Here is a 22131-nt window from a genome sequence, read left to right as displayed (position 1 = left end):
AAATCGCACGGATACATTAGTGCGGGAAATAGCGTCAGTACTGGCCTGACGGCAAAACGGCGGGGAGTAAATAGACAGAAACCCGCGCCAATATTAATGCCGCTCGCTTAACTGAGTTAAACGATCAGAACTAACACTGTTCGCGGGTTTAATTCTTATCGGGCGATCAGGCTTTGTTCAGCACCAGCTGGCCGCTTTTATCCAGCGGGATCTGGGTGCCGGGATCGTGATCCATGCGGATCTTGCCCTGCTGATTGCCAATCTTGTAGGTCACGTCGTAACCCAGCATTTTCTGTGATTTGTCGTAGACCGTTTTACAACGCTGCTGCGTGCTGGTGGTGGTGTCGTTATTCTGCATCGCCCCCTGCACCTGGTTACCGGCATAGCCGCCGCCCAATGCGCCGACGACCGTCGCGACGTCACGTCCACGACCCCCACCGAACTGATGACCGATGACGCCGCCGGCGACCGCACCCAGCACGGAGCCGGCAAGACGATTCTCGTCCTGTACTGGCGCACGGTGAGTGACGGTCACATTACGACATTCCTGACGCGGGGTCTTGATGGTTTCTTTGATCGGCGTGGCAGCGAGTACCTGCGCGTATTGCGGACCGGAAGAGAAAACGTCAAGACTGGCAACCGCAGCAATACCCAGAGCGGCTGCAATACCAATACCCACACCGGCTAACATTGACTTGTTCACAGGAAATCCTCCTGAAAGTGTTACCACGCATTTGTACCGGGGACTTTACCGACATTGCACCGCGCTTATTATTTTGCGCATTGGCGGCACGTGGTATTCCGGTTTACGGCGTGCGCGACGCGCCGTCTGTAAACGAGAGAAAGTCTGCACAATGTTCCAGAACCTCGCAATAAGACAATGTGACCAAAAATGCCGGAAATCCCACTTACCCCCAGTGTTTAGGAGGATTCTTAAGACTTTTACCCATAACGACGGGACATTGTGCTGAATAATCAGCTGCTGCCTCCCCGATCTTGCGGCTGTAGGCATAAAAAAACCCACGCGGGCGAACCGGCGTGGGTGGTCGATAACGGGGCGGTTAGTGCATTTTCAAACGCGGGCGGATCACCCGGTTAATGCCGCCAACCAGCATCATCAGGCCGGTTTTGATGTAGCCGTGCAAAGCGACCTGGTGCATACGGTACAGCGAGATGTAAACAAAGCGCGCAATGCGGCCTTCCACCATCATCGAACCGCGCATCAGGTTGCCCATCAGGCTGCCCACGGTGCTGAAGCGGGACAGAGACACCAACGAACCGTGGTCTTTATACACGTACGGCTTCAGCGTCTGGCCGTTCATTAGCGCCAGAATGTTGGTAAAGCAGCGTGATGCCATCTGGTGCGCCGACTGGGCGCGCGGCGGTACAAAACCACCGCCCTCTTTCGGGCATGAAGCGCAGTCGCCGATGGCGAAAATGTTCGGATCGCGCGTGGTTTGCAACGTTGGCTCTACCACCAGCTGGTTGATGCGGTTGGTTTCCAGCCCGCCGATGTCCTTCATAAAGTCCGGCGCCTTGATACCGGCCGCCCACACCATCAGATCGGCATCGATAAATTCGCCGCCTTTGGTATTCAGACCGTTGGCATCCGCACTGGTGACCATGGTGTTGGTCAGCACGCGCACGCCCAATTTGTTCAGTTCCTGATGTGCAGCAGCCGAAATACGCGGCGGCAGCGCAGGCAGAATACGCTCGCCCGCTTCGACCAGCGTCACGTTCAGTGCACTGTTGTCCAGGCCTTCAAAACCATAGCTGTGCAGCTGTTTCACCGCATTATGCAGCTCGGCGGACAGCTCAACGCCAGTGGCACCGCCCCCAACGATAGCGATATTCACCCGCTCTTTTTGCCCCGGCTGCGCCGAGAACTTGAGGAACAGGTTCAGCATCTCGTTGTGAAAACGTCGCGCCTGGTGCGGGTTATCCAGGAAGATACAGTGATCTTTTACGCCAGGAGTGCCAAAGTCGTTCGAGGTACTGCCCAGCGCCATCACCAGAATGTCGTAAGACAACTCGCGCTCAGGCACCAATTCGCCACCCTGCTCGTCGCAGATTTGCGCCAGGTGCAGCGTTTTGGTTTCACGATTGATGTTGGTCAGCGAACCCAGTTGGAAGCTGAAAGAGTGATTGCGCGCATGCGCCAGGTAGCTCAGCGCGTCAACGCCATCATCAAGGGAACCGGTTGCGACTTCATGCAGCAAAGGTTTCCACAGATGGCTGTGGTTACGGTCCACCAGCGTGATTTCAGCTTTATGCTTACGACCGAGTTTATGGCCCAGGCTGGTCGCCAGTTCCAGACCACCGGCGCCACCACCCACGATGACGATTTTTTTCTTTGGCGTTGTCAAAATAACCCCCTAAATGTGAACCAATTGTTGCCCAAGGGTAAAGAAATAATATCCTTAGAATACATAGGGTTCGCGTAAATTAAACCTGCTATCTAAAGCCAGAATAGCATGGGGGGTTATTTGGTAATACCAAAATTGATGTACATCAAACTTTTTTGGTTAAAGGCTGGACGAAGGGAAATTTTGAGGATTGTGATTCAAATAGTTAGCGCTGGGTCACAGTTTCAAATTTTACCGTCCAACGGGCCAAACGGCGCTTTTTGACCGCAAAATACCGCAATGTTTGCCTGTAAAAAGCAATCATTGCGGCGACATCGCGCGTTATAAAACTGTTAAAGCAGGGTCTTGAACGCCTTGATACGTTGCAGGTGAGGCGAGATATTTTTGAACTTGTGCGTCTGCTGTTCATCCCAGACGATTTCATAGTATTTGTGCAGCAGTTCCGCACTGCGCTGGCTGTCCAACACCTCGTCGTGGCGGGAAAGCACCGCCAGGCAGCGATCGCGATTTTTCTCGCGGAAGTCTTCGACACACTTGGTGGCGATGTCACGGTACTCTTCCGGCCGGTCGATTTTGCCCTGCATATGCTCTTCAGGATACAGATTGGGGTTGAAGATCACCTGTCGGATGCCGCACAGAAAGCCGATACGTTCGGCCCAAAAGCCCCCCAAACCCACCCCACAGATCAGCGGATGTTTATCCCCTTCCTGCTGAACCGCCTTGTCCACCTCTTTCAACAAATGCTGCATGTCATGGCGTGGATGCAAGGTGCTGTAGCTGATAAAGCGCACGTCCGGATCAATAAACTGGAGCTGTAACACCTTTTCATGATTGCCGGGACTGGTTGAATCGAAGCCATGTAGATAGATAATCATGTGGATCCTCGCAACAAGCTGAGGGCCGCGCCGCAGCCCTCATCGTTTACGCCGTATTACGACGCCCTGGGTTCACCCCGCATTACGCTGTTTGTGCTCCTCCCAGCGTTCGCTGAGCGCATTCAGTTCCTTATGCGCCTGCTGCCAGCGCGCAGAATCACGCAGCGCCTGACGGGTGAACTGACCGCGATGATATAACTGCTTCACCCTGTCTGCTTTGACCGGGGACAGGTTATCCAGCACGCTGACCGCCCCTGCGCGGTTATTGCACACCAGGATCATGTCACAGCCGGCATCCAGCGCCGCCTGGCCACGTTCGGCATAACTGCCCATGATCGCCGCCCCTTCCATTGACAGGTCGTCCGAGAAAATGACGCCGTCAAAGCCCAACTCCTGACGCAGGATCTGCTTTAACCAATAAGGGGAACCGCTGGCCGGACGCGGGTCTGCTTCAGTATAGATGACGTGCGCCGGCATTACGGCGTCCAACAGTTGGCGGTTAATCAATTCGCGGAAGATCGCCATATCATGTTCGCGGATCTGCGCCAGTGGACGTGGATCGCGCGGCGTTTCTTTGTGCGAATCCGCGCTGACGGCACCGTGCCCCGGGAAATGCTTGCCGGTGGTTTTCATACCGGCGCTGTGCATGCCCAAAATGAACTGCTCAGCCATCACCAACGCCTGCCTTGGATCGCTGTGGAACGAGCGTTCACCAATCGCAGCGCTGACATGGCCAATATCCAGCACCGGCGCGAAGCTGATGTCGATATCCTGCGCGATCATTTCCGCTGCCATCAGCCAACCGGCCTCCTGCGCCAGACGCTTGCCCTCATGGGCAGAATTCAGGGCGGCAAATGATTGTGCCGCCGGCAGGCGGGTAAAACCTTCGCGGAAACGCTGAACGCGGCCGCCTTCCTGATCCACCGCCACCACCAGCCGATCGTGGGAAGCCTCGCGGATCTGCCGCACCAGCTCACGCAGCTGCTGTGCATCGTGGAAATTGCGGGTGAAGAGGATCAGGCCGCCCACCAGCGGGTGTTTTAAGATCTCACGTTCTTCTGCGTCCAGCTCATAGCTGGCGACATCTAACATTACTGGGCCCACGGCCACCTCACTTCATTTTTCATTTATACCTGTCTACTTGAAGCTGCCTCTTTGTTGGCTGCGCCTGCACGCCCCAGTCACATAGTTATCTATGCTCCTGGGGACTTACAGACTGGCCGCCTCAATGCAACTCCAATTATTTTAGGTATAGAACATGGGATGTTAAACAAAAACGCCGGTGCAACACTGCGCCCCAGCGCAAAAATTCAGGATCGCCGGTCTGTTGCCAGCGCACTTCAAACCAGAGCAGCATCAGGTAATCCACCCACGGCAGCCAGCGCTGAACCTGCTTGCGCAGCAAGGGTAAATCAAGGTAACCGATGCGAGCATAATGCTGCAAAAATTGCTGTCGGCGCGCGGGTGACCAGGCGTTACTGCAAAACAGCGCGGCAATGTCTAACGCAATATCGCCGTCTGCCGCATACTCCCAGTCAATCAGCCGCAGATTTTCGCCCTGAACGATCAGATTACCCGGATGAACATCCATATGCAGCGGCGCCAGTTTCAACGGCGTTGGTGTGCGGCGGTGCTGAAAGTGTTGATGCAACCGCAGCCAGGCTGGCGTCAAACGCCGACCATCCAATTGCTGCCAATAACGGGCAAATTGCCGAGGCAGGTTCAACGGGTAGCCGCTGGGAGGTTGCCGATGCAAACCGGCCAGCAACGCCGCCAAATCGCCCTGCTCATTGAGGCGAGAAAAATCCGCACCTGTGACAACGTCACCATCAAGCCACTGCAGGATAATCCACTGATTATTTTGCACTAAAACCTGTGGCCCGATGTCCTTCCCACGGCGATGCAGCACCCGCGCCTCGCGCCGGCGGCTGACGCCCAGCGCACTTTTCTCTGGGCTTTGCTGACGCGCCAACAGTTGCACACCTTCGCCTTCAATACGCCAACTTTCGCCGGTCAGGCCCTGCACCGGGCTGAAACGACAACCGGCGGTTTTCACCGCCGGCAGTTCGTTCTCAATCAGTGCTCGCAACGTGGCTTCAGTGTTTAACGGTGCCATTGCCTGACCAGACGATTTCACCGGTTTGCACCAGCATCAGTTGCATATCCAACGTTGGGGACTTCACGTCGCCACTGACGTCGCTGTACAACACGTACTGTGCACTGACGATCCGCGCCAGACCAATGGCTTTGCTGCGTGAACCCAGGCTGTCATCCGCCGACAGGCCCAGCGTCTGTTTGGCGCTGACCAACTGCGCTTCCGGCACGATGGAGAAGGTTTGATTGGATGCCAACGCCTTGTGCAGTGCCGAGGTCGCTTTCGCCGTCTGCAATGCGCCGTTGGTGTTGTTCTTCACGCTGTCGAGCAACAGCACGCTGCCTGGATTGACGCCATCGGCTTTCAGCATCTGGTTCACCAGCGGCTGTACGCTGCCAAGCCAATCGAGCTGCTGAATTTTCGGCGGTTGCGGTACCGGCTCGCTAACCGGCGGTTGTGGCTGCTCGATCGGCGGCGTTACCGGCTCAACCGTCACCGGCGGCTGCGGTTGCTCCGGTTCCGGCGGACGCGATAAACAGCCGGTTAACGTCAACGCGGCCAGCGCCACAAATAGATACTTTTTCATTAATCCCTCTCCCACTGAACCAAGAGTTTACAAGAATAGATACAGACGCACGCGTTTGGCATCGAGGTTGCCGTTAAGCGAGTAAATAGTGGCGTCTGAATTTGGCGCAATAGTGATGGTGCGCGGCGCCTCAAAAGGCCGGATATCCAGCCCCTGATCGTCATACCAGTAAAAACGATAGTGTACCGTTACCGGTGTGGATTGGCTGTTACTGAGTTCCGAGGTAGCCATCACGCGCCCGGAAGCGTCCGAAATCGACGGATTATCGGCCAGAATGCCCGCGGTCAGCACCGGCGAATCCATCACTACCGTCTGTCGGTCGTTGACCGCGATGCCTTTCGGGCTGCTGCAGCCCATTAAAATAACGGCGGGTAACACCAGCGCCATCAGACAACGCAGGGATTTGCTATAGCGCATGATTGACCTCGGTTAGCGTGACAGCAGCGGCCCCAATGAACGGCCACCGACCAGATGCATATGAATATGATAGACCTCTTGGCCGGCATGACGATTGCAATTGACTATCAGACGGTAGCCATCTTCGGCAATGCCTTCCTGCTCGGCAATTTTTGCCGCGGCGGTGATCATGCGGCCGAGAGCCGCTTCGTGCTCGACAGTCACGTCGTTAATCGTGGGGATCAGCACATTCGGGACGATCAAAATATGGGTCGGAGCCTGAGGTGAAATGTCGCGAAAAGCGGTGACCAGTTCATCCTGGTAGACCACATCAGCAGGGATTTCGCGGCGGATAATTTTACTGAAAATCGTTTCTTCGGCCATCTGGCGTTCCTTGTAGAGGGAAAAAAGCTGTACGCAGTATGAGTGACAAATTCTACTGCTTTCAACCTGATTGCGCACTTTCCGCGTTGAGTGATGCAGAATCAGGCAACCAGCCAGAATAATTACGCCGTTCCGGGCAGCGCATATCCGATTTTTTCACTTTGGTTATTCACTATTGTTGCTTTACTTGCCTGCGGCCGCCGCCAATAGTAACCCTATGATTAGCAACGGATAGAAATAACATGCAATTCAAAACACTGGCGCTGGGGGCGCTGTTGCTGTGCGGCCATGCCGTGGCTGAACCCCAAAGCATTATCGATCTGCAAGCCAACCAACAACATGTGCGAGCGGCGAAGAACCCGGCTGCCATCGCCTTGATCCCAGCCAATTACCCTTTTGCCGTGCCGGGCAAGTTAACCGTCGCGGTGGCGTCTGAAAATTCCCCGCCGCTGGCGCTGTTTGCCGAAGACAATAAAACGCTGATTGGCAGCGACCCGGATATTGCACAACTGGTGGCAGACAGCTTGGGGCTGGAATTAAATCTGGTGCCCACTTCCTGGGAGGATTGGCCACTCGGGATCAGTTCCGGCAAGTATGACGCCGCAATTTTCAATATTGCCGTGACCAAACTGCGCAAAACCAAGTTTGATTTCGCTACCTATCGGGTGGATACGCTGGGTTTTTACGTAAAATCCACCAGTAAAATCAATTCAATCAATCAACCCGCAGACGTTGCCGGGCTGCGAATCATTGTCGGCTCCGGCACCAATCAGGAAAACATCCTGCTCGGCTGGGACAAGCAGAACCGCGCCAACGGCCTGCCGCCGGTGCAACCGATTTATGTCACCGACGACGCTGCCGCCAACCTGAGCATTCAGTCCGGGCGCGTCGACGCCTACTTCGGCCCCCATTCCACCGGAGCCTACAAGGCGGCGCTGACCGGCAAAACCAAAATGGTTGGCATCGGCCCTAACGTGGCCTATGTGGCGGTCACCACTAAAAAAGACAATGGCCTGGTGGCGGCCATCAACGCCGCCATCAATGGGGTGATCGTCAGCGGCGAATACGCCCAGGTGCTGGATCGCTGGGGTGAGCACGATGAAAAGGTCCCGCGCTCAGCCATCAATCCGCCGGGTATCGGCGACTAATCCTCAATTAACTGGGGTGCGTGTGTCCGCATCCAGTTAGCCAAAGAGTCGAGCGTCGGGCGCAGCGTTTTGCCCAGCGACGTAATTTGATATTCAACACGCGGCGGGACCTCCGGAAACACCTGCCGCGTGACCAGACCGCGCTGCTCAAACTGTCGCAGTTGGCGCGTCAACTCTTTCTGAGCAATCGGCGCTACCGCACGTTGCAGTTCACTGAAACGCACCGGGCTGTCGATCAAGATCAATCGGTAAAGGATGGGAATCGCCCACTTCCCTGCAACCAGATTCACGAAGTCCACCATCGGACAAGGTTCGCCCGCGGTCGGCAACCCGACTAAATTTTTTTCCGTAGCAGAAAGCCCAGCTTTGCTCATTTCATCCCTCTTCGCCCGTTAGTATCCAAAAGGTGCCTACTATGCAAAGGATACTATAGCGCAAATAATGGCCTTATCGACCATAAACAGGAGTGGGCTATGTCACGACTACAAGGCAAATACGCGTTGATCACCGGCGGCACCAGCGGCATTGGTTTGGAAACGGCGCGTCAGTTTATCGCCGAGGGGGCCACCGTGGCGATCACCGGCCGCAGCCAAAGCGGCCTCGAGGCAGCGGGAAAAGAACTGGTTGACGTGTTGCTGTTACGCAGCGACGCCGGAGATATCGCTGAACAACGCACATTGGCGCAGCAGTTGGCCAACCACTGGCCGCGCCTCGACGTGCTGTATATCAACGCCGGTGACGTCACGCACCATCCTTTGCAGGAGTGGGATGAACAAAGTTATCAGCGACTGATGGACATCAACCTGAAGGGGCCATTCTTCCTGATCCAGGCGCTGCTGCCACAGCTGGCTAATCCGGCGTCGATTATTTTGTGCGGCTCGGTCAGTGCACATATCGGGCTGCCGTTAAGCAACGTTTACGCCGCCAGCAAGGCCGGACTGTTGTCGCTGGCCCGAACGCTTTCCGGCGAACTGCATCCGCGCGGCATCCGGGTTAACGGCCTCAGCCCCGGCCCGACAGAAACCCCGGCGCTGGGTAAGCTGGGGCTAAATGATGCCGATGAACAGGCCCTGCGCGACGAGATCCGCGCTCTGGTGCCTATCGGCCGCATGGGTACGGCATGGGAGCTGGCAAAGGCGGCAGTCTTCCTGGCATCGGATGAGTCCGCCTTTATGGTGGGCAGTGAGTTGCTGATCGACGGTGGCGTAGGGAATCTTTAGTCGTGTTGATAATCTGAAAATAAAGACCGCTCACGCGGTCTTTATTTAATAATTACTCAGCCCACTCCCTGAATAGGGTTGGTATTAAATGTATAAACTACAATTTTCCAATGCCCCTGCTGTTTTTCTAAAATAAAGACTTCCCGATTCAAATCAATTAGCGTTGCGCCATCGCTAATTCGACTAACCGTCGCCCCACGGTGATGGTGAGTACGCACATAAGCCATATTGCCGTTAACGCGAACGCTGTCATAGGCGAATTCTGTTTCAAACTTCTCTTTCTTAAATAAGTCGTCATATTGCTGGCGGCGTTTTTCGCTAGTGTCCGCGGTTGGCTTTTCATTCCATTGTGAGTAACTCTCACTCGCGAACAACGATAAAATAGTGTTGGTATCACCCGCATTAAGCGCAGTCTGGTAGCGATTTATCGTATCGTAAACGGCTTTTTGTTCCGCCGCTATACCAGCATCAGCAGAAACCTTATAACTTTGATGCGCCAGATTATTTTCAGCCGCGTAGGCTTGAGTGAACAAACCTGGCCCCACCAGCAATAAAGCAGCGATTATTTTTTTCATTGAATATCCTTAACATATTATATTTAACCATGCGCTAAATTACGTCATCATTAAACGACAGATGATGAAAATAATTTAATCAACTTCGACCCTGATTGACAGTGGGCAAATTTAAAAATATTCTTTTAAAAATTTAAATAATGGACGTAGCCAAAATGAATGAATTACACGCCCTGCGCGTTTTCTGTCAGGTAGTGGAAATGGAAGGGTTCAGCCAGGCTGCAACTAAACTGGGTTTATCACCCGCCAGCATCACTTACAGCATTAACCAGCTCGAGAAGCAGTTTCAACAGCCGCTTTTTAAACGCTCAACCCGCCGTTTTTCGCTGACTGCGGCCGGTGAGCGCTGCTATCGTTCGGCGCAAGAGATATTGCAGCAGTTTGATCGACTGAAGAACGATATGTCGGATGAATTTGAACAACCCCGCGGCCCCTTGCGCGTTGAGATTGCCTCGATGCTCAGCAGTATGCATATCGCCCCTGCACTGCCGTCATTTCTGGCACAGTATCCGGAAATACAGCTCAGCGTGTCGGTAAGCGATCGGCTGGTCAATCCGGTAGAGGATCGTGCAGACGTGTTTATTCGAATCGGCGCCAACGATGTCCCGGATATGGTCAGCCGCAAACTATTCCAACCGCACTACCTGTGTTGCGGTTCAAGTGTCTATTTTGACCGTTATGGCCGGCCGGAACACCCACAACAGTTGCAACAACATGTGCGGCTTGGTTTTATCCGCTCAGGTGAAACAATGGCTGATCCGTGGCAATTTATTCGTAACGAGCAAGTCTATCAACTGCCCCCCAGCCCACTGCTGAGTTTTAATCATTCGCAGTCTTTATGTGAAGTGGCCAAAAACCATCTCGGACTGGTCTATTTGCTGGATTGCACGTTAGAAAGTTACCTGCTGGCGGGGTCACTGGAGCCGGTATTACAGGAATGGGCCCCCGTTGGCGCCCCCGTCAATATCCTTTACCCACGGTTGCGCGACCGCAGCCATAAAATACGCGTATTCGTCGACTTTATCAGCACGCTTTTTTCCGGGAAGCAAGAAAAGGGATCGGCGTAATCTGAGGTGAAAAACTCAATGAGATGAGACGGATAACTACGCCAATCCTGCCTTTTCTACCTTAAATGAAAGGTTAGGCCATAAAACCGTTTGCTGGATCTTGAACATTATAAACATGCGAATTATTTCTCATGAAACAGTTTTACATGTCCGCTTAGAAATGAATGATTCCGTTTACATCAACGCCACCGCAGCCGCTGGAAGCCAGGCCTAAACTGTATGAACAGGGCGTATTGCGGATCCCAAACCGCCAGCCGTTAGTAGACTGACTTAAGGCTATCCCTCCCCCCTCAATTGTTTATCACTGATAACGGTATGGCCAAACCACCGTATGCCATACGCATTAAAGGACATTGAGATCATGAAAATGAAAGTCGTTACTCATGCCACACTGGTCATCCTGCCTCTGTTGTTAAGCGGGCTCGCGCGGGCCAACGATCAAACCATTCCCTGGGCGGAAAATACCGGCGGTGTGGAGTCTAATCATATTGCTGCCGTTGGCCAAAACCTGAATGCCGCTCACCAACAGGTCACCAAGACTCAGGAAGGCGTATGGGCGGCAAATACCGGCAGCATCTCCGACGATGAGAAGGCTCTGACCCAGGGACAAAACCCAACGCCAAAAACGACGCCTTAACGGGAACTCGCCGTTGCCAGGCCGTGACACTGGGTTGCACGGCTTGGTATCAGCCCAGACCGGGAATGGCGACACCGAAGGTTTGCAGCAGCAGCACCATATTGAGCAGAATAATAATCACCGTACCGATGATCGACACCAGGCTGGTCAGGCGGCTATTCACGAACTCGCCCATGATGTCGCGGCGACGCGTGAACATCACCAGGGCAATCATCGGCGCCGGCAGCGCCAGGCTCAATACGACCTGGCTGTAAACCAGTGCGTCGGTGGCATTAACCCCCAGCGCCACCACGATGAACGCCGGCACCATGGTGACCATGCGGCGTACCCATACCGGGATACGGAAACCGACAAAGCCCTGCATGATCATCTGGCCTGCCATCGTCCCCACTACCGAGCTGGAAATGCCGGAAGCAATCAGCGACATCAGGAAGATACCCGCCGCCGCAGCGCCAAACAGCGGCGTCAGCGTATGGTAGGCGGTGCCAATCTCCGCCACGTCGCTGTTACCGGCATGGAACGCGCTGGAGGCCATAATCACCATGGCGATATTCACCAGCCCGGCGACAGATAAGGCAATCACCACCTCAATATTGGAAAAGCGCAGCAGTTTACGCCTTTCACCACTGTCACTGGCCGGCGCACGGTGCTGAGTCAGCCCTGAGTGCAGGAAGATGGCGTGCGGCATCACCGTGGCGCCGATAATCCCCACCGCGATGGTCAACGCCTGTGCATCCGGCAACTGCGGTGTAACCATGCCCATGCCCGCCGCAGCCCAATCCACCGGTACAATGAACATCTCGACCAGGTAACACAGGGCAATAATCGCGACCAAGCCGCCGATCATCAGCTCTACCGGGCGGAACCCCTTTTTCTCCACCATCAGCAAGGCGTAGGTAATGACCGCGGTCACCCCCATTCCCGGCAACAGCGGCATATGGAACAGCAAGGCAAGCGCTATAGCCCCGCCGAGGAACTCCGCCAGATCGGTTGCCATCGCCGCCACTTCACTGAGCAGCCACATGCCGATCACCACCGGGCGCGAAAATTGATCGCGGCACATCTCTGCCAGATTGCGTTGAGTGACGATACCCAACTTGGCCGACAGCGCCTGGAACAGCATGGCGATCAGGTTGGCCATCACCACCACCCATAGCAGGCTATAGCCGTATTTCGAGCCTGCCTGAATATTGGTGGCGAAGTTACCGGGGTCCATATAAGCAATGGAGGCAATCACCGCAGGCCCGGCGAACAGTAGCGGCGTGAATGCGCCACGCTTGCGCCCGGCAAGCGCGTTACCTATTGCCGTATTGGTTCGTTCGGTTAACGATGTGGTGGTTGCCGCATCACGCATGGTTTACCCTCAATCTTTTTCTGGTTATTTTTCACCCAACACTCTCAGCAATGTAGCATCGGCTACACTTTATGCAAAATGGAAGATACTCTACCTTTGTGTACAAATATTTCTAATTTCCACCCAATGCGTCTGGCGAATTGATAATGCGTCGCCTTTGGACTAACGTATGGCGGAACTGCATTAATCTGCAACTCACTGGATTTACGTTTAAAGGACGCCTCAGAATATGGCAACAAGCGCACAAGATGACGCCGACCGCCCCGTCGTGGCCGAAATGCCGGACGAGGCTGAACATGCCCTGCGCTTCACCCGCGCTCGTGAGGCGCAGTCTAATGCGCTGATTGAAGATTATGTCGAGCTGATAGCCGACCTGCTGGTCACCACCCGCGAAGCAAGAACCACCGATATCGCCAAACGTTTCGGTGTGTCGCACCCGACCGCGATCAAGAACATCGCCCGGCTGAAGAGTGCAGGTCTGGTGGAGTCACGGCCTTATCGAGGGGTTTTCCTGACGGAGGAAGGTGAGCAACTGGCGCAGAAGGTGCGCCGTCGTCATCGGATAGTCGTCGACCTGCTGGTGTGCCTTGGGGTACCGAACGAAACGGCGGAGTTGGACAGCGAAGGGATCGAGCACCACATTTCCAGCGACACCCTGGCGGTGTTTGAACAGTTCCTGCAAAAACACGCGGAAAAATAGCGCCTCCCGGCTCTTGCTGCCTCTTCAGTCTTAAGGAACCCTGGCTGCGCCGGCGGCTTGAGATCCAATAGGTCTTTCACCCAGTGAGGAACCGCTGGGTGAAATACAGAGGCTGGAATACTCAACTTCTACATTTGAGCAGCAGTGCTAAGGGGAAGTCATTGCATACATGACTACCGAACCAAGGGCATTGTTTCTCTTCTCTACAAAGATCTCGTTATCGAACGCATAGTTACCCGCTGGATGACATATTCTTATGTTCGTCCCCAGGTCCGGATCGTCAACATCGGCGCCAGAACAACTTTTCCTGCTGCCTTCAGCATAAGAGTAAGCCGCCGTGTAGGTCACTACCGGCCCTGGCAGCAGGTAGGTCATGGTGATTAATGCCATAGCAAAGACAAAGAACAAAACAATGCAGGCCCCGCCATAAAACTTGAGATAATCAATGTGCTTATTGCTTTTTACGGCGCCACGGCCAATAGCGTAAATTGAAATAAACAAAGCCAGTATCATCGCTGCAACGATCATATAGCGCGTTGTCGAGACACTGAGAAAAGTAATGCGGTAAACCTCTCTATGCCACCACATCACTCCATACACCAACCCTAAAAAAGCGATGGTCGCAGAAAAGAGAAAAGGATAAGAATACTTTTTCACGCTCCAAAATCCTTCTGGCAGATCACCTACTCATTGAAGTAAAACCATTATCTTTGTTGGCACTGCCACATGCAATCATCCCGACGGGTTGCACCACGTTGGTAGAAAATGGCCTTCAGAGATTCATTTAAAAGCCGACAAAAAACCAATAAAAAAGGGAGGCTTTCGCCTCCCTTAAAACTCCCCTGCCTGACCTGAATTAATGGTTACGGATGTACTCGTCCATATCCGTTTTCAGGTTGTCAGATTTGGTGCCAAAGATAGCCTGAACACCCGAGCCTGCGACGACAACGCCAGCAGCACCCAGTTTTTTCAAGCCAGCCTGGTCAACCTTGCTCACGTCCGCCACGCTAACGCGCAGTCGAGTGATACAGGCATCCAGGTTGGTGATGTTCTCTTTACCACCGAAAGCCTGAACCAGTGCTGCAGACATTTCAGAACCGCCCTGGGCAACTTGCTCAGAAGCCGTGTCTTCGCGACCTGGTGTTTTCAGATCCAGTTTGGCAATCAGCACGCGGAAGATGGTGTAGTACACCAGACCGTAGATGATACCGACCACTGGGAACAGCCAGATTTTGCTGCTGTTACCGCTCAGTACGATAAAGTCGATCAGGCCGTGCGAGAAGCTGGTGCCGTCACGCATCCCCAACAGGATACAGATCGGGAACGCCAGGCCAGCCAGAATGGCGTGGATTGCGTACAGGATCGGCGCAACGAACATGAAGGAGAACTCGATCGGTTCGGTGATACCGGTCAGGAACGAGGTCAGCGCAGCGGAGATCATGATACCGCCGACTTTTGCGCGGTTTTCCGGCTTGGCCGAGTGCCAGATGGCAATCGCAGCAGCAGGCAGACCGTACATTTTGAACAGGAAGCCACCGGACAGTTTACCCGCAGTCGGGTCACCTGCCATATAACGTGGGATGTCGCCGTGGAATACCTGGCCCGCCGCGTTGGTGTATTCACCAATCTGCATCTGGAAAGGTACGTTCCAGATGTGGTGCAGGCCAAACGGCACCAGCGCACGTTCAACCACGCCGTAGATACCAAATGCCACTACCGGGTTCTGATATGCAGCCCACTGGGAGAAGGTCTGGATAGCCGTACCGATAGGAGGCCAGATGAAGGACAGCACTACGCCCAGAACGATTGCCGCCAGGCCGGAAATAATCGGCACAAAGCGCTTACCGGCAAAGAAGCCCAGGTATTCCGGCAATTGAATGCGGAAGAAGCGGTTAAACATATAGGCCGCGATGGAGCCGGAGATAATCCCCCCGAGCACACCGGTATCCGCCAGGTGTTTGGCCGCGATCTCTTCAGCCGGCAGGTGCAGCACCAAAGGCGCTACTACCGCCATGGTTTTCACCATGATGCCGTAAGCCACTACTGCGGCTAACGCAGAGACACCGTCGTTATTGGTGAAGCCCAGGGCAACACCGATGGCGAAGATCAGCGGCATGTTGGCGAAAACGGAACCGCCGGCTTCCGCCATCACGTGGGAGACTACCGCAGGTAGCCAGCTAAAGTTGGCGGAACCGACGCCCAGCAGGATACCTGCGATAGGCAATACGGACACCGGCAGCATTAGCGACTTACCTACTTTTTGCAGGTTTGCAAATGCGTTCTTGAACATAGTTGAGTGTGCTCCTGAGTAATAGTGCGTTGCTACTTTCCGCGATTCTTCGCGTTGCAAGGGGGGGAGAAAAAACCCCTGCAATTCAGGGTGTCTGAGCACCCCTTGAATTTTTACGCAGAGTAAAATAAATAGGCTGCGCAATGTTTGATGGCAGTCACGTTTCAATGAACAAAACCGGGTATTTTTCTTAAATCGCCTATTTTTTGTCAAAAAAGAGGAAGAAACGCCCGCACCTCGCCCTAAAACGGGTGGGAACATTACCCGTTTCGGCGATTAATTACGAGCTTAAAAAAAATTCCAGAATCGATGACTACAGCTATAGCCTAGGCCAAAGATCAGAGTTCGATGTGAAATAAGCGTGAAAAGTTGGCGGTGGTGGCTTCGGCCAGCGTTTCCAGGCTCACGCCCTTCAATACCGCCATGTATTCAGCCACATCGCGCACGTAGGCAGGTTGGTTTTCTTTGCCGCGGTGCGGCACCGGAGCCAGATACGGCGAGTCGGTTTCCACCAGAATGCGGTCCAGCGGCACATAACGCGCCACATCACGCAGCTGCTCGGCGTTGCGGAAGGTCAGGATGCCGGAAAAGGAAATGTAGAACCCCAAGTCCAACAGGGCTTCGGCCGTGGCGCGATCTTCGGTGAAGCAATGCAGTACGCCGCCACAGTCCTGGGCATTTTCTTCCCGCAGGATCGCCAGCGTGTCTTCACGCGCATCACGGGTATGCACGATCACCGGTTTGTTCAGATCGCGACCGATGCGGATATGTTCACGAAACGAGGCTTGCTGCAATTCAAGATTGTCTTTTTGATAGAAATAATCCAGCCCGGTTTCCCCCAGCGCCACCACCTGCTCTGCCGCCGCTAAACGGCGCAGTTCCGCATAGTCGTAGCCGCCTTCCAGATTGAGCGGATGCACACCGCAGGAGAAAGCCACGTCGTCGCGTTGGCCAATCAACTGCGTCATGGCCTGATAGCCCGGCAAGGTGGTAGCGACCGCCAGCACGTAACCGACATCGCACGCCTTGGCTTTGGCCAGTGCGTCATCCACGTTTTGGTGCAGGGTTTGGTAATCCAGGCCATCGAGGTGGCAATGAGAATCTACTAACAACATAATATTTAACTCTTTTACAGCGAATGAGGGTGAGAATAGCCGGTAGCGCCGAGCATCTGCTCCCAGCCAAGTAACTGTTCTGTCAGCAGCAGTTCACGGTTAACGCCGACCACGCTGAGCAACTGGTGGCGGCAATTAAGCCATTGTTGCACCACTTGCTGCAGCGAGTTGCTGCTCAAACGGCTGGCCAGTTGGTGCACCAAGGGTTGCTGATCCTGGTTGAGGGCAAAACTCGCCGCCCCCTGCTGCCATTTCATCGCGTCGACCAGCAATGCGCATAACCAGTGTAGCCGCTCGGCGACGTCTTCGTGATTCAACACCGGCAGCAAGGACAGCATGTCATGCTGCGGCAAAGCAGCGCTCAGGGCGGCACACAGCGCGCTACGCTGCTGCCAACGTTCCGGCTGCAACAACTGCTCGGCGGCCAGAGGAGCGCCATCATGCAGACGCAATGCGGTCAGCAGATCGACCTGATTACCCGACGTCTGTCGGTTTAACCACTGCAGGCTGAGCTGTTCGTCCGGGCTGGCGAGGTGCCAGTACAAACAGCGGCTGCGCAACGTCGCCAACAGGCGGGAAGGCTCACGGCAGCTCAGCAGGAAATAGGTTTTTTCCGGCGGCTCTTCCAATGTTTTCAATAACGCATTGGCGGCCGCCTCGGTCAGCAGCTCCGCCTGCGGCAACCAGATCACCTTGGCTCCGCCCTGCTGGGCATGGGAGTAAAGGATCTCAATCACCTGACGAATGGGCTCCACGCCCAGACTGCTTTTGCCCTTTTCCGGCGTCAGCACATGATAATCCGGGTGATTGCCCGCCAGCATTAACCGGCAGCTATGGCATTCACCGCAGCTTTTCTCTCCGTTACGGCGCTGGCAAATCAGCCAACGGCTCAGCCCGTAGGCCAGCGCTTCTTCGCCATTGCCAGCCGCCGCGTGCAGCAGCAAGGCATGATGACCGCGATCGGCAGCATATTGCCCGACCAACTGCCGGTAAGGGGTATTCAGCCACGGGTACCAGTTCATTACGCGCCTTCCTGCTGCAGCCATTGGCTGACGCTGTGACGAATCGCTGCCGTCACCTGCTCCAGCGATTGGGCCGCGTCAACGGTGACAATGGACTGGTCCTGCGCCGCCAGTTCCAGATAGCGCGCGCGGGTGCGTTCAAAGAACGGCAGCGCCTCTTGTTCGATGCGATCCAATTCGCCGCGTGCGCGGGCACGTTGCAACCCCACTAACGGCGGCAAATCCAGATACAGCGTCAGGTCCGGGTGAAAATCGCCCAGCACGGTGTCACGCAGCGAGGCCATCAGTTGCTGATCGACACCGCGACCGCCGCCCTGATAGGCCTGCGAAGACAAATCGTGACGATCGCCAACCACCCAGGCACCACGCGCCAACGCCGGTTTGATCACCGTTTCCACCAATTGCACGCGGGCTGCGTACAGCATCAGCACCTCGGCTTTGATGGTCGGCAGCTCACCGTCCACGCCGCGCTTGAACAGGTCGCGCAGCTTTTCTGCCAACGGCGTACCACCAGGTTCACGGGTAAAGACAATATCGTTGATGCCGTGCTGGCGCAGTACGTCGACCACGGTATCGCGAGCGGTAGTTTTACCCGCGCCCTCGAGCCCTTCGATAACCACAAATTTACTTTTCATTCTTTTCCTTCAGCGCCTGGCGATAGGCGCGCACCGCCTGATTATGGCTAGCCAGGTTAGTGGTAAATTGGTGCCCGCCTTTGCCGTCGGCAACAAAGTACAGATAAGGGGTTTTCGCCGGATTAGCGGCGGCGGCCAGCGAAGCCTTGCCAGGCATGGCAATCGGCGTTGGCGGCAGGCCGTTGATCACATAGGTGTTGTACGCCGTCGGCGTTTCCAAATCTTTGCGAGTGATATCGCCATTATAGCTATCGCCCATGCCGTAAATCACCGTTGGGTCGGTCTGCAAACGCATGCCAATGCGCAGGCGGTTAATAAAGACGGAAGCCACCTTGGTGCGTTCTTCCGGCACCGCGGTCTCTTTCTCAATGATCGAGGCCATGGTCAGCAACTCTTCGGGCGTTTTGTACGGCAGGCTGGTGTCGCGACCTTGCCAGGCATCTTCCAGCGCCTTGGTCATTCGCAAATGAGCACGCTTTAACAACGCAATGTCGCTCATGCCCGCCGTGTACAGGTAGGTATCGGGGTACAGGCGTCCTTCAGGATTAGTCCCCTCCGGCAAGCCCAACGCCACGGCAATTTCCGTTTCGCTTTTGCCCGCCAGCGTATGTTTGAGGTATTTGGACTGTTGCAGCACCGTCAGCCAGTCACGCAGGCGAGAGCCTTCGATAAAGCGCGCGCTGAACTGGGCTTCTTTGCCGCTGGCCAGCAGTTTGAGCATCTCGCGCACCGTCATGCCAGGCGTAAAGCGATAGGTACCGGCCTTAAACTCCGCCAGCTGCGGCTCCACACGCAGCAGCCACGGGAACCACATGCCGTTGCGGATCAGCTTGTCACGAACCAGCAGCCCTTCCAGCGCTACCCGCCCGGTACCCGCCGGCAGTTTAAAAATGGCTTCCTGCTGGATCGCCAGAGGCGTATCCGCGAAGCGTTCAACCTTCTGATATCCCCACAACAGCAGGCCCAATACCAGAACAACAATAATAGAAACGAACTTCAGCTTTCTTTTCTTCATCAATCAGCCATCGTTAACAGTGTGGGCGCAAAAAATCATAGAGTTGGCGCGAAGAGTAATGCCAGGATTGCGCGATGTTCACCGGCAGCAATGGCATTAGCGCATTGCTCACCAGCACTTCTTCGGCGTCGGCCAGCGTCTCCAGTGGCTCACTGACGCAATGTAATGAGTACCGGCTGCCCGCGAGCAGCTCAATCACCCGGCGACGCATCAGTCCTGCCACGCCCGCCTGGCTCAGATCCGGCGTGAAGACCGCTTTTCCCTTTCGCCAGAACAAATTAGCCGCACAGCATTCCACCAGCATACCGGCAGTGTCAAGCACCAGCGCCTCGTCGGCGGCCGTCTGGTCAAGATGCGCGCGGATCAACACCTGCTCCAAACGATTCAGGTGTTTCAACCCCGCCAGCAGCGGATGACGAGCCAGCGTTACCGGGCTAAGCGCCAGGCTGATGCCCTGCTCGCGCCATTGCAAATAGTGCATCGGATAGGCGCTGCGAGAAACAATCCGCGTGGGATGCTCACATCCTTTTGGACTGTAACCTCGCCCACCGCTGCCGCGCGTCAGTATCGCTTTGACCACGCCCTGCGGGATAGATTCTGCCGCGCGCACCATTTCATATTCCAACGCATCCCAGTCACAGGCAGGCAGCATCAGCCGCTGTGCCGACTGCTGCAGACGTTCGATATGCCAGGGCAGCAGATCAATCTTGCCCTCAACCACTCGTGCGGTAGTGAAACAGCCGTCGCCAAACTGCAAGCCGCGATCGCTTGGCGCCAGCGCATCGTGTTGCTGCCCGTTTATCCAGTACATAGACTTCCCCTGACCGCTTTGGTTTCCACTACAGAATAACAGGCGCCGACGCCATTAGCAGCAGTTGGCCGTTCGACAAAAGCATCGCCTAGCCGGGCCCCGGCGGGTCAGCGCCATAAAAAAAGCCCGGTTTAAAAAACCGGGCTTTTTACCGTCCGCCAGCAGAGGTTATTACACCTTGCGGAAGATCAGAGAACCGTTGGTGCCGCCGAAACCGAAGGAGTTACACAGCGTGTACTGCATATCGCTTACCTGGCGTGCTTCGTGCGGAACGAAGTCCAGATCGCAACCTTCATCCGGGTTATCCAGGTTGATGGTTGGCGGAACGGCCTGGTCACGCAATGCCAGTACGGTGAAGATCGACTCAATTGCACCCGCCGCACCCAACAGGTGGCCGGTCATCGATTTGGTCGAGCTGACCATCACGCGCTGCGCATCGCTGCCAAATACCGACTTCACCGCCTGCGTTTCGGCTTTGTCGCCGGCCGGCGTTGAGGTGCCGTGCGCATTGATATAGCCGATTTGTGACGTGGTCACACCGGCATCTAGCAACGCATTTTCCATCGCCAGCGCAGCGCCCGCACCGTTTTCCGGTGGAGACGTCATGTGATAAGCATCGCTGCTCATCCCAAAGCCGACAACTTCAGCATAAATCTTGGCGCCGCGTTTTTTGGCGTGCTCGTACTCTTCCAGCACCATCATGCCGGCACCGTCACCCAGAACAAAACCATCACGGTCCTTGTCCCAAGGGCGGCTGGCTGCCTGCGGATCTTCGTTGCGGGTCGACAACGCGCGTGCTGCGCCAAAGCCGCCGACGCCCAACGGGGTACTGGCTTTTTCTGCCCCACCGGCCAGCATGACGTCAGCATCATTATAAGCAATGATACGCGCGGCGTGGCCGATGTTGTGCACACCTGAGGTACAGGCGGTGGCGATCGAAATGCTCGGGCCACGCATGCCGTACATGATAGTCAGGTGGCCTGCAATCATGTTTACAATGGTTGACGGCACAAAGAACGGACTGATTTTCCGTGGGCCACCGTTAACCAGTGAACTGTGGTTCTCTTCAATCAAACCCAGGCCGCCAATACCGGAGCCGATAGCGGCACCAATGCGGCTGGCGTTAGCCTCGGTGATATCCAGTTGTGCGTCCTGCATGGCTTGCATGCCGGCTGCGATACCGTACTGGATGAAGGCGTCCATCTTGCGCGCATCTTTGCGGGAGATGAAATCTTCTGAATTAAAATTCTTTACCAGGCCTGCAAACTTGGTCGCATAGGCAGAGGTATCGAAATGGTCGATCAGGCTGATGCCACTCTGACCGGCAAGAAGAGCGTTCCATGTGGACTCTACCGTATTGCCGACAGGAGACAACATGCCCAGTCCGGTCACAACTACTCGACGCTTAGACACGTTTGTCCTCCAAGGAGGGAAAAATATGACACTAGGGATAGAAAAAACTTAGGCGGTCGAGTGACCGCCTAGATATGTTCTCTTACTGCTGGCTGGCGTTGATGAAATCAATAGCTGCCTGAACAGTAGTGATTTTCTCAGCTTCTTCGTCTGGAATCTCGGTGTCGAACTCTTCTTCCAGAGCCATTACCAGCTCAACGGTGTCAAGAGAATCAGCACCCAGATCTTCAACGAAAGAAGCGTTATTTAAAACTTCTTCCTGTTTAACACCCAACTGCTCAACAATGATTTTCTTAACGCGTTCTTCGATAGTGCTCATACTCTTAAATTTCCTATCAAAACTCGCTTTCGCGATGGTTTTCGTAGTGTATAAAATGTTGAAAAAGATGCAACTAAATCCCGGCTGGTCAAACCACGATTTTACGCT

The 22131-nt window shown here is 54.9% G+C and carries 25 protein-coding genes; 5 read left to right on the top strand and 20 right to left on the bottom strand.

What is annotated here, in order from left to right; translation table 11 throughout:
- Nucleotides 1-166: 166 nt before the first annotated feature.
- The 8 genes from AAZT04_RS05455 to hinT form a co-directional block, all read right to left on the bottom strand.
- The gene (locus AAZT04_RS05455) at nt 167-703 is read right to left on the bottom strand and encodes a glycine zipper 2TM domain-containing protein (protein WP_169534192.1); all 537 of its coding nucleotides are present in this window, start codon (nt 701-703) and stop codon (nt 167-169) included.
- Between the two features lie 358 nt (nt 704-1061).
- Nucleotides 1062-2366, bottom strand: coding sequence for an NAD(P)/FAD-dependent oxidoreductase (locus AAZT04_RS05450; RefSeq protein WP_020826361.1), 1305 nt, complete (start codon nt 2364-2366; stop codon nt 1062-1064).
- Between the two features lie 332 nt (nt 2367-2698).
- On the bottom strand, nt 2699-3241 hold the full coding sequence (ycfP, locus tag AAZT04_RS05445; protein WP_020826360.1) for an alpha/beta hydrolase YcfP: 543 nt from the start codon (nt 3239-3241) through the stop codon (nt 2699-2701).
- Between the two features lie 72 nt (nt 3242-3313).
- Complete coding sequence (gene nagZ / locus AAZT04_RS05440; protein WP_048762101.1) at nt 3314-4333, bottom strand: beta-N-acetylhexosaminidase; 1020 nt, start codon at nt 4331-4333, stop codon at nt 3314-3316.
- A gap of 148 nt (nt 4334-4481) precedes the next feature.
- Nucleotides 4482-5357, bottom strand: coding sequence for a thiamine kinase (gene thiK / locus AAZT04_RS05435; RefSeq protein ID WP_261439710.1), 876 nt, complete (start codon nt 5355-5357; stop codon nt 4482-4484).
- Nucleotides 5338-5922, bottom strand: a complete 585-nt coding sequence (lpoB, locus tag AAZT04_RS05430; protein WP_020826357.1) for a penicillin-binding protein activator LpoB — start codon at nt 5920-5922, stop codon at nt 5338-5340. Before lpoB ends, thiK begins: the two co-directional genes overlap by 20 nt.
- 27 nt (nt 5923-5949) lie before the next feature.
- Nucleotides 5950-6339, bottom strand: coding sequence for a YcfL family protein (locus AAZT04_RS05425; protein WP_434679200.1), 390 nt, complete (start codon nt 6337-6339; stop codon nt 5950-5952).
- Nucleotides 6340-6351: 12 nt separating this feature from the next.
- Nucleotides 6352-6702, bottom strand: a complete 351-nt coding sequence (hinT, locus tag AAZT04_RS05420) for a purine nucleoside phosphoramidase (protein ID WP_020826355.1) — start codon at nt 6700-6702, stop codon at nt 6352-6354.
- A gap of 242 nt (nt 6703-6944) precedes the next feature.
- On the opposite strand from hinT, the gene AAZT04_RS05415 reads away from it, so the two are divergent.
- A complete protein-coding gene (locus AAZT04_RS05415; RefSeq protein WP_020826354.1) occupies nt 6945-7850 on the top strand; it encodes an ABC transporter substrate-binding protein in 906 nt (301 codons plus the stop codon).
- Here AAZT04_RS05415 and AAZT04_RS05410 read toward each other — a convergent pair.
- A complete protein-coding gene (locus tag AAZT04_RS05410; protein ID WP_334647554.1) occupies nt 7847-8224 on the bottom strand; it encodes a winged helix-turn-helix transcriptional regulator in 378 nt (125 codons plus the stop codon). The genes AAZT04_RS05415 and AAZT04_RS05410 overlap by 4 nt on opposite strands.
- 99 nt (nt 8225-8323) lie before the next feature.
- On the opposite strand from AAZT04_RS05410, the gene AAZT04_RS05405 reads away from it, so the two are divergent.
- Nucleotides 8324-9070, top strand: a complete 747-nt coding sequence (locus tag AAZT04_RS05405; RefSeq protein WP_334647553.1) for an SDR family oxidoreductase — start codon at nt 8324-8326, stop codon at nt 9068-9070.
- 56 nt (nt 9071-9126) lie between these two features.
- Here AAZT04_RS05405 and AAZT04_RS05400 read toward each other — a convergent pair whose 3' ends face one another.
- The gene (locus AAZT04_RS05400; RefSeq protein WP_020826351.1) at nt 9127-9645 is read right to left on the bottom strand and encodes a YybH family protein; all 519 of its coding nucleotides are present in this window, start codon (nt 9643-9645) and stop codon (nt 9127-9129) included.
- A gap of 155 nt (nt 9646-9800) precedes the next feature.
- Here AAZT04_RS05400 and AAZT04_RS05395 point away from each other — a divergent pair, with 155 nt between their 5' ends.
- Entirely contained in the window at nt 9801-10712 is a 912-nt protein-coding gene (locus tag AAZT04_RS05395; RefSeq protein WP_434679196.1) for a LysR family transcriptional regulator, read from the top strand.
- Nucleotides 10713-11073: 361 nt separating this feature from the next.
- Complete coding sequence (locus tag AAZT04_RS05390; protein WP_116690748.1) at nt 11074-11349, top strand: hypothetical protein; 276 nt, start codon at nt 11074-11076, stop codon at nt 11347-11349.
- Between the two features lie 49 nt (nt 11350-11398).
- On the opposite strand, the gene AAZT04_RS05385 is transcribed toward AAZT04_RS05390, so the two are convergent.
- Nucleotides 11399-12703 (bottom strand): Nramp family divalent metal transporter, encoded by a 1305-nt coding sequence (locus tag AAZT04_RS05385; RefSeq protein ID WP_020826348.1) that lies wholly within the window; start codon nt 12701-12703, stop codon nt 11399-11401.
- 229 nt (nt 12704-12932) lie between these two features.
- On the opposite strand from AAZT04_RS05385, the gene mntR reads away from it, so the two are divergent.
- Entirely contained in the window at nt 12933-13403 is a 471-nt protein-coding gene (gene mntR / locus AAZT04_RS05380) for a manganese-binding transcriptional regulator MntR (protein ID WP_434679193.1), read from the top strand.
- Nucleotides 13404-13550: 147 nt separating this feature from the next.
- On the opposite strand, the gene AAZT04_RS05375 is transcribed toward mntR, so the two are convergent.
- The 9 genes from AAZT04_RS05375 to acpP form a co-directional block, all read right to left on the bottom strand.
- A complete protein-coding gene (locus AAZT04_RS05375; protein ID WP_020826346.1) occupies nt 13551-14060 on the bottom strand; it encodes a hypothetical protein in 510 nt (169 codons plus the stop codon).
- A 199-nt stretch (nt 14061-14259) separates the two neighbouring features.
- Nucleotides 14260-15693, bottom strand: a complete 1434-nt coding sequence (gene ptsG, locus AAZT04_RS05370; protein WP_020826345.1) for a PTS glucose transporter subunit IIBC — start codon at nt 15691-15693, stop codon at nt 14260-14262.
- A gap of 338 nt (nt 15694-16031) precedes the next feature.
- Nucleotides 16032-16808, bottom strand: a complete 777-nt coding sequence (locus AAZT04_RS05365; RefSeq protein WP_128864214.1) for a metal-dependent hydrolase — start codon at nt 16806-16808, stop codon at nt 16032-16034.
- 14 nt (nt 16809-16822) lie between these two features.
- Nucleotides 16823-17830: a DNA polymerase III subunit delta' gene (holB, locus tag AAZT04_RS05360; RefSeq protein ID WP_048762083.1), complete on the bottom strand. Its 1008-nt coding sequence runs from the start codon at nt 17828-17830 to the stop codon at nt 16823-16825.
- On the bottom strand, nt 17830-18465 hold the full coding sequence (gene tmk, locus AAZT04_RS05355) for a dTMP kinase (protein ID WP_434679190.1): 636 nt from the start codon (nt 18463-18465) through the stop codon (nt 17830-17832). Before tmk ends, holB begins: the two co-directional genes overlap by 1 nt.
- Nucleotides 18455-19480 carry an endolytic transglycosylase MltG gene (gene mltG / locus AAZT04_RS05350; RefSeq protein WP_258089876.1) on the bottom strand — a complete coding sequence of 342 codons (1026 nt, stop codon included), beginning with the start codon at nt 19478-19480 and terminating at the stop codon, nt 18455-18457. The genes tmk and mltG overlap by 11 nt, the downstream gene beginning before the upstream one ends.
- A gap of 13 nt (nt 19481-19493) precedes the next feature.
- Complete coding sequence (pabC, locus tag AAZT04_RS05345; protein ID WP_261286333.1) at nt 19494-20291, bottom strand: aminodeoxychorismate lyase; 798 nt, start codon at nt 20289-20291, stop codon at nt 19494-19496.
- A gap of 171 nt (nt 20292-20462) precedes the next feature.
- On the bottom strand, nt 20463-21704 hold the full coding sequence (gene fabF / locus AAZT04_RS05340; protein ID WP_041414447.1) for a beta-ketoacyl-ACP synthase II: 1242 nt from the start codon (nt 21702-21704) through the stop codon (nt 20463-20465).
- 82 nt (nt 21705-21786) lie between these two features.
- Nucleotides 21787-22023 carry an acyl carrier protein gene (acpP, locus tag AAZT04_RS05335; protein ID WP_004719003.1) on the bottom strand — a complete coding sequence of 79 codons (237 nt, stop codon included), beginning with the start codon at nt 22021-22023 and terminating at the stop codon, nt 21787-21789.
- Between the last annotated feature and the right edge of the window lie 108 nt (nt 22024-22131).

This window comes from Serratia sp. Je.1.23.a (genome assembly GCF_051129805.1).
GTDB classification, from domain to species: domain Bacteria; phylum Pseudomonadota; class Gammaproteobacteria; order Enterobacterales; family Enterobacteriaceae; genus Serratia; species Serratia liquefaciens.
This window is presented reverse-complemented; position numbering and strand designations above follow the sequence as displayed.

Bases quoted from the DNA above. Each gene is read 5' to 3' on its own strand.
- ycfP (WP_020826360.1), bottom strand. From the start codon at position 3,241: ATGATTATCTATCTACATGGCTTCGATTCAACCAGTCCCGGCAATCAT.
- nagZ (WP_048762101.1), bottom strand. From the start codon at position 4,333: ATGTTAGATGTCGCCAGCTATGAGCTGGACGCAGAAGAACGTGAGATC.
- thiK (WP_261439710.1), bottom strand. From the start codon at position 5,357: ATGGCACCGTTAAACACTGAAGCCACGTTGCGAGCACTGATTGAGAAC.
- lpoB (WP_020826357.1), bottom strand. From the start codon at position 5,922: ATGAAAAAGTATCTATTTGTGGCGCTGGCCGCGTTGACGTTAACCGGC.
- AAZT04_RS05425 (WP_434679200.1), bottom strand. From the start codon at position 6,339: ATGCGCTATAGCAAATCCCTGCGTTGTCTGATGGCGCTGGTGTTACCC.
- hinT (WP_020826355.1), bottom strand. From the start codon at position 6,702: ATGGCCGAAGAAACGATTTTCAGTAAAATTATCCGCCGCGAAATCCCT.
- AAZT04_RS05415 (WP_020826354.1), top strand. From the start codon at position 6,945: ATGCAATTCAAAACACTGGCGCTGGGGGCGCTGTTGCTGTGCGGCCAT.
- AAZT04_RS05410 (WP_334647554.1), bottom strand. From the start codon at position 8,224: ATGAGCAAAGCTGGGCTTTCTGCTACGGAAAAAAATTTAGTCGGGTTG.
- AAZT04_RS05405 (WP_334647553.1), top strand. From the start codon at position 8,324: ATGTCACGACTACAAGGCAAATACGCGTTGATCACCGGCGGCACCAGC.
- AAZT04_RS05400 (WP_020826351.1), bottom strand. From the start codon at position 9,645: ATGAAAAAAATAATCGCTGCTTTATTGCTGGTGGGGCCAGGTTTGTTC.
- AAZT04_RS05395 (WP_434679196.1), top strand. From the start codon at position 9,801: ATGAATGAATTACACGCCCTGCGCGTTTTCTGTCAGGTAGTGGAAATG.
- AAZT04_RS05390 (WP_116690748.1), top strand. From the start codon at position 11,074: ATGAAAATGAAAGTCGTTACTCATGCCACACTGGTCATCCTGCCTCTG.
- AAZT04_RS05385 (WP_020826348.1), bottom strand. From the start codon at position 12,703: ATGCGTGATGCGGCAACCACCACATCGTTAACCGAACGAACCAATACG.
- mntR (WP_434679193.1), top strand. From the start codon at position 12,933: ATGGCAACAAGCGCACAAGATGACGCCGACCGCCCCGTCGTGGCCGAA.
- ptsG (WP_020826345.1), bottom strand. From the start codon at position 15,693: ATGTTCAAGAACGCATTTGCAAACCTGCAAAAAGTAGGTAAGTCGCTA.
- AAZT04_RS05365 (WP_128864214.1), bottom strand. From the start codon at position 16,808: ATGTTGTTAGTAGATTCTCATTGCCACCTCGATGGCCTGGATTACCAA.
- holB (WP_048762083.1), bottom strand. From the start codon at position 17,830: ATGAACTGGTACCCGTGGCTGAATACCCCTTACCGGCAGTTGGTCGGG.
- tmk (WP_434679190.1), bottom strand. From the start codon at position 18,465: ATGAAAAGTAAATTTGTGGTTATCGAAGGGCTCGAGGGCGCGGGTAAA.
- mltG (WP_258089876.1), bottom strand. From the start codon at position 19,480: ATGAAGAAAAGAAAGCTGAAGTTCGTTTCTATTATTGTTGTTCTGGTA.
- pabC (WP_261286333.1), bottom strand. From the start codon at position 20,291: ATGTACTGGATAAACGGGCAGCAACACGATGCGCTGGCGCCAAGCGAT.
- acpP (WP_004719003.1), bottom strand. From the start codon at position 22,023: ATGAGCACTATCGAAGAACGCGTTAAGAAAATCATTGTTGAGCAGTTG.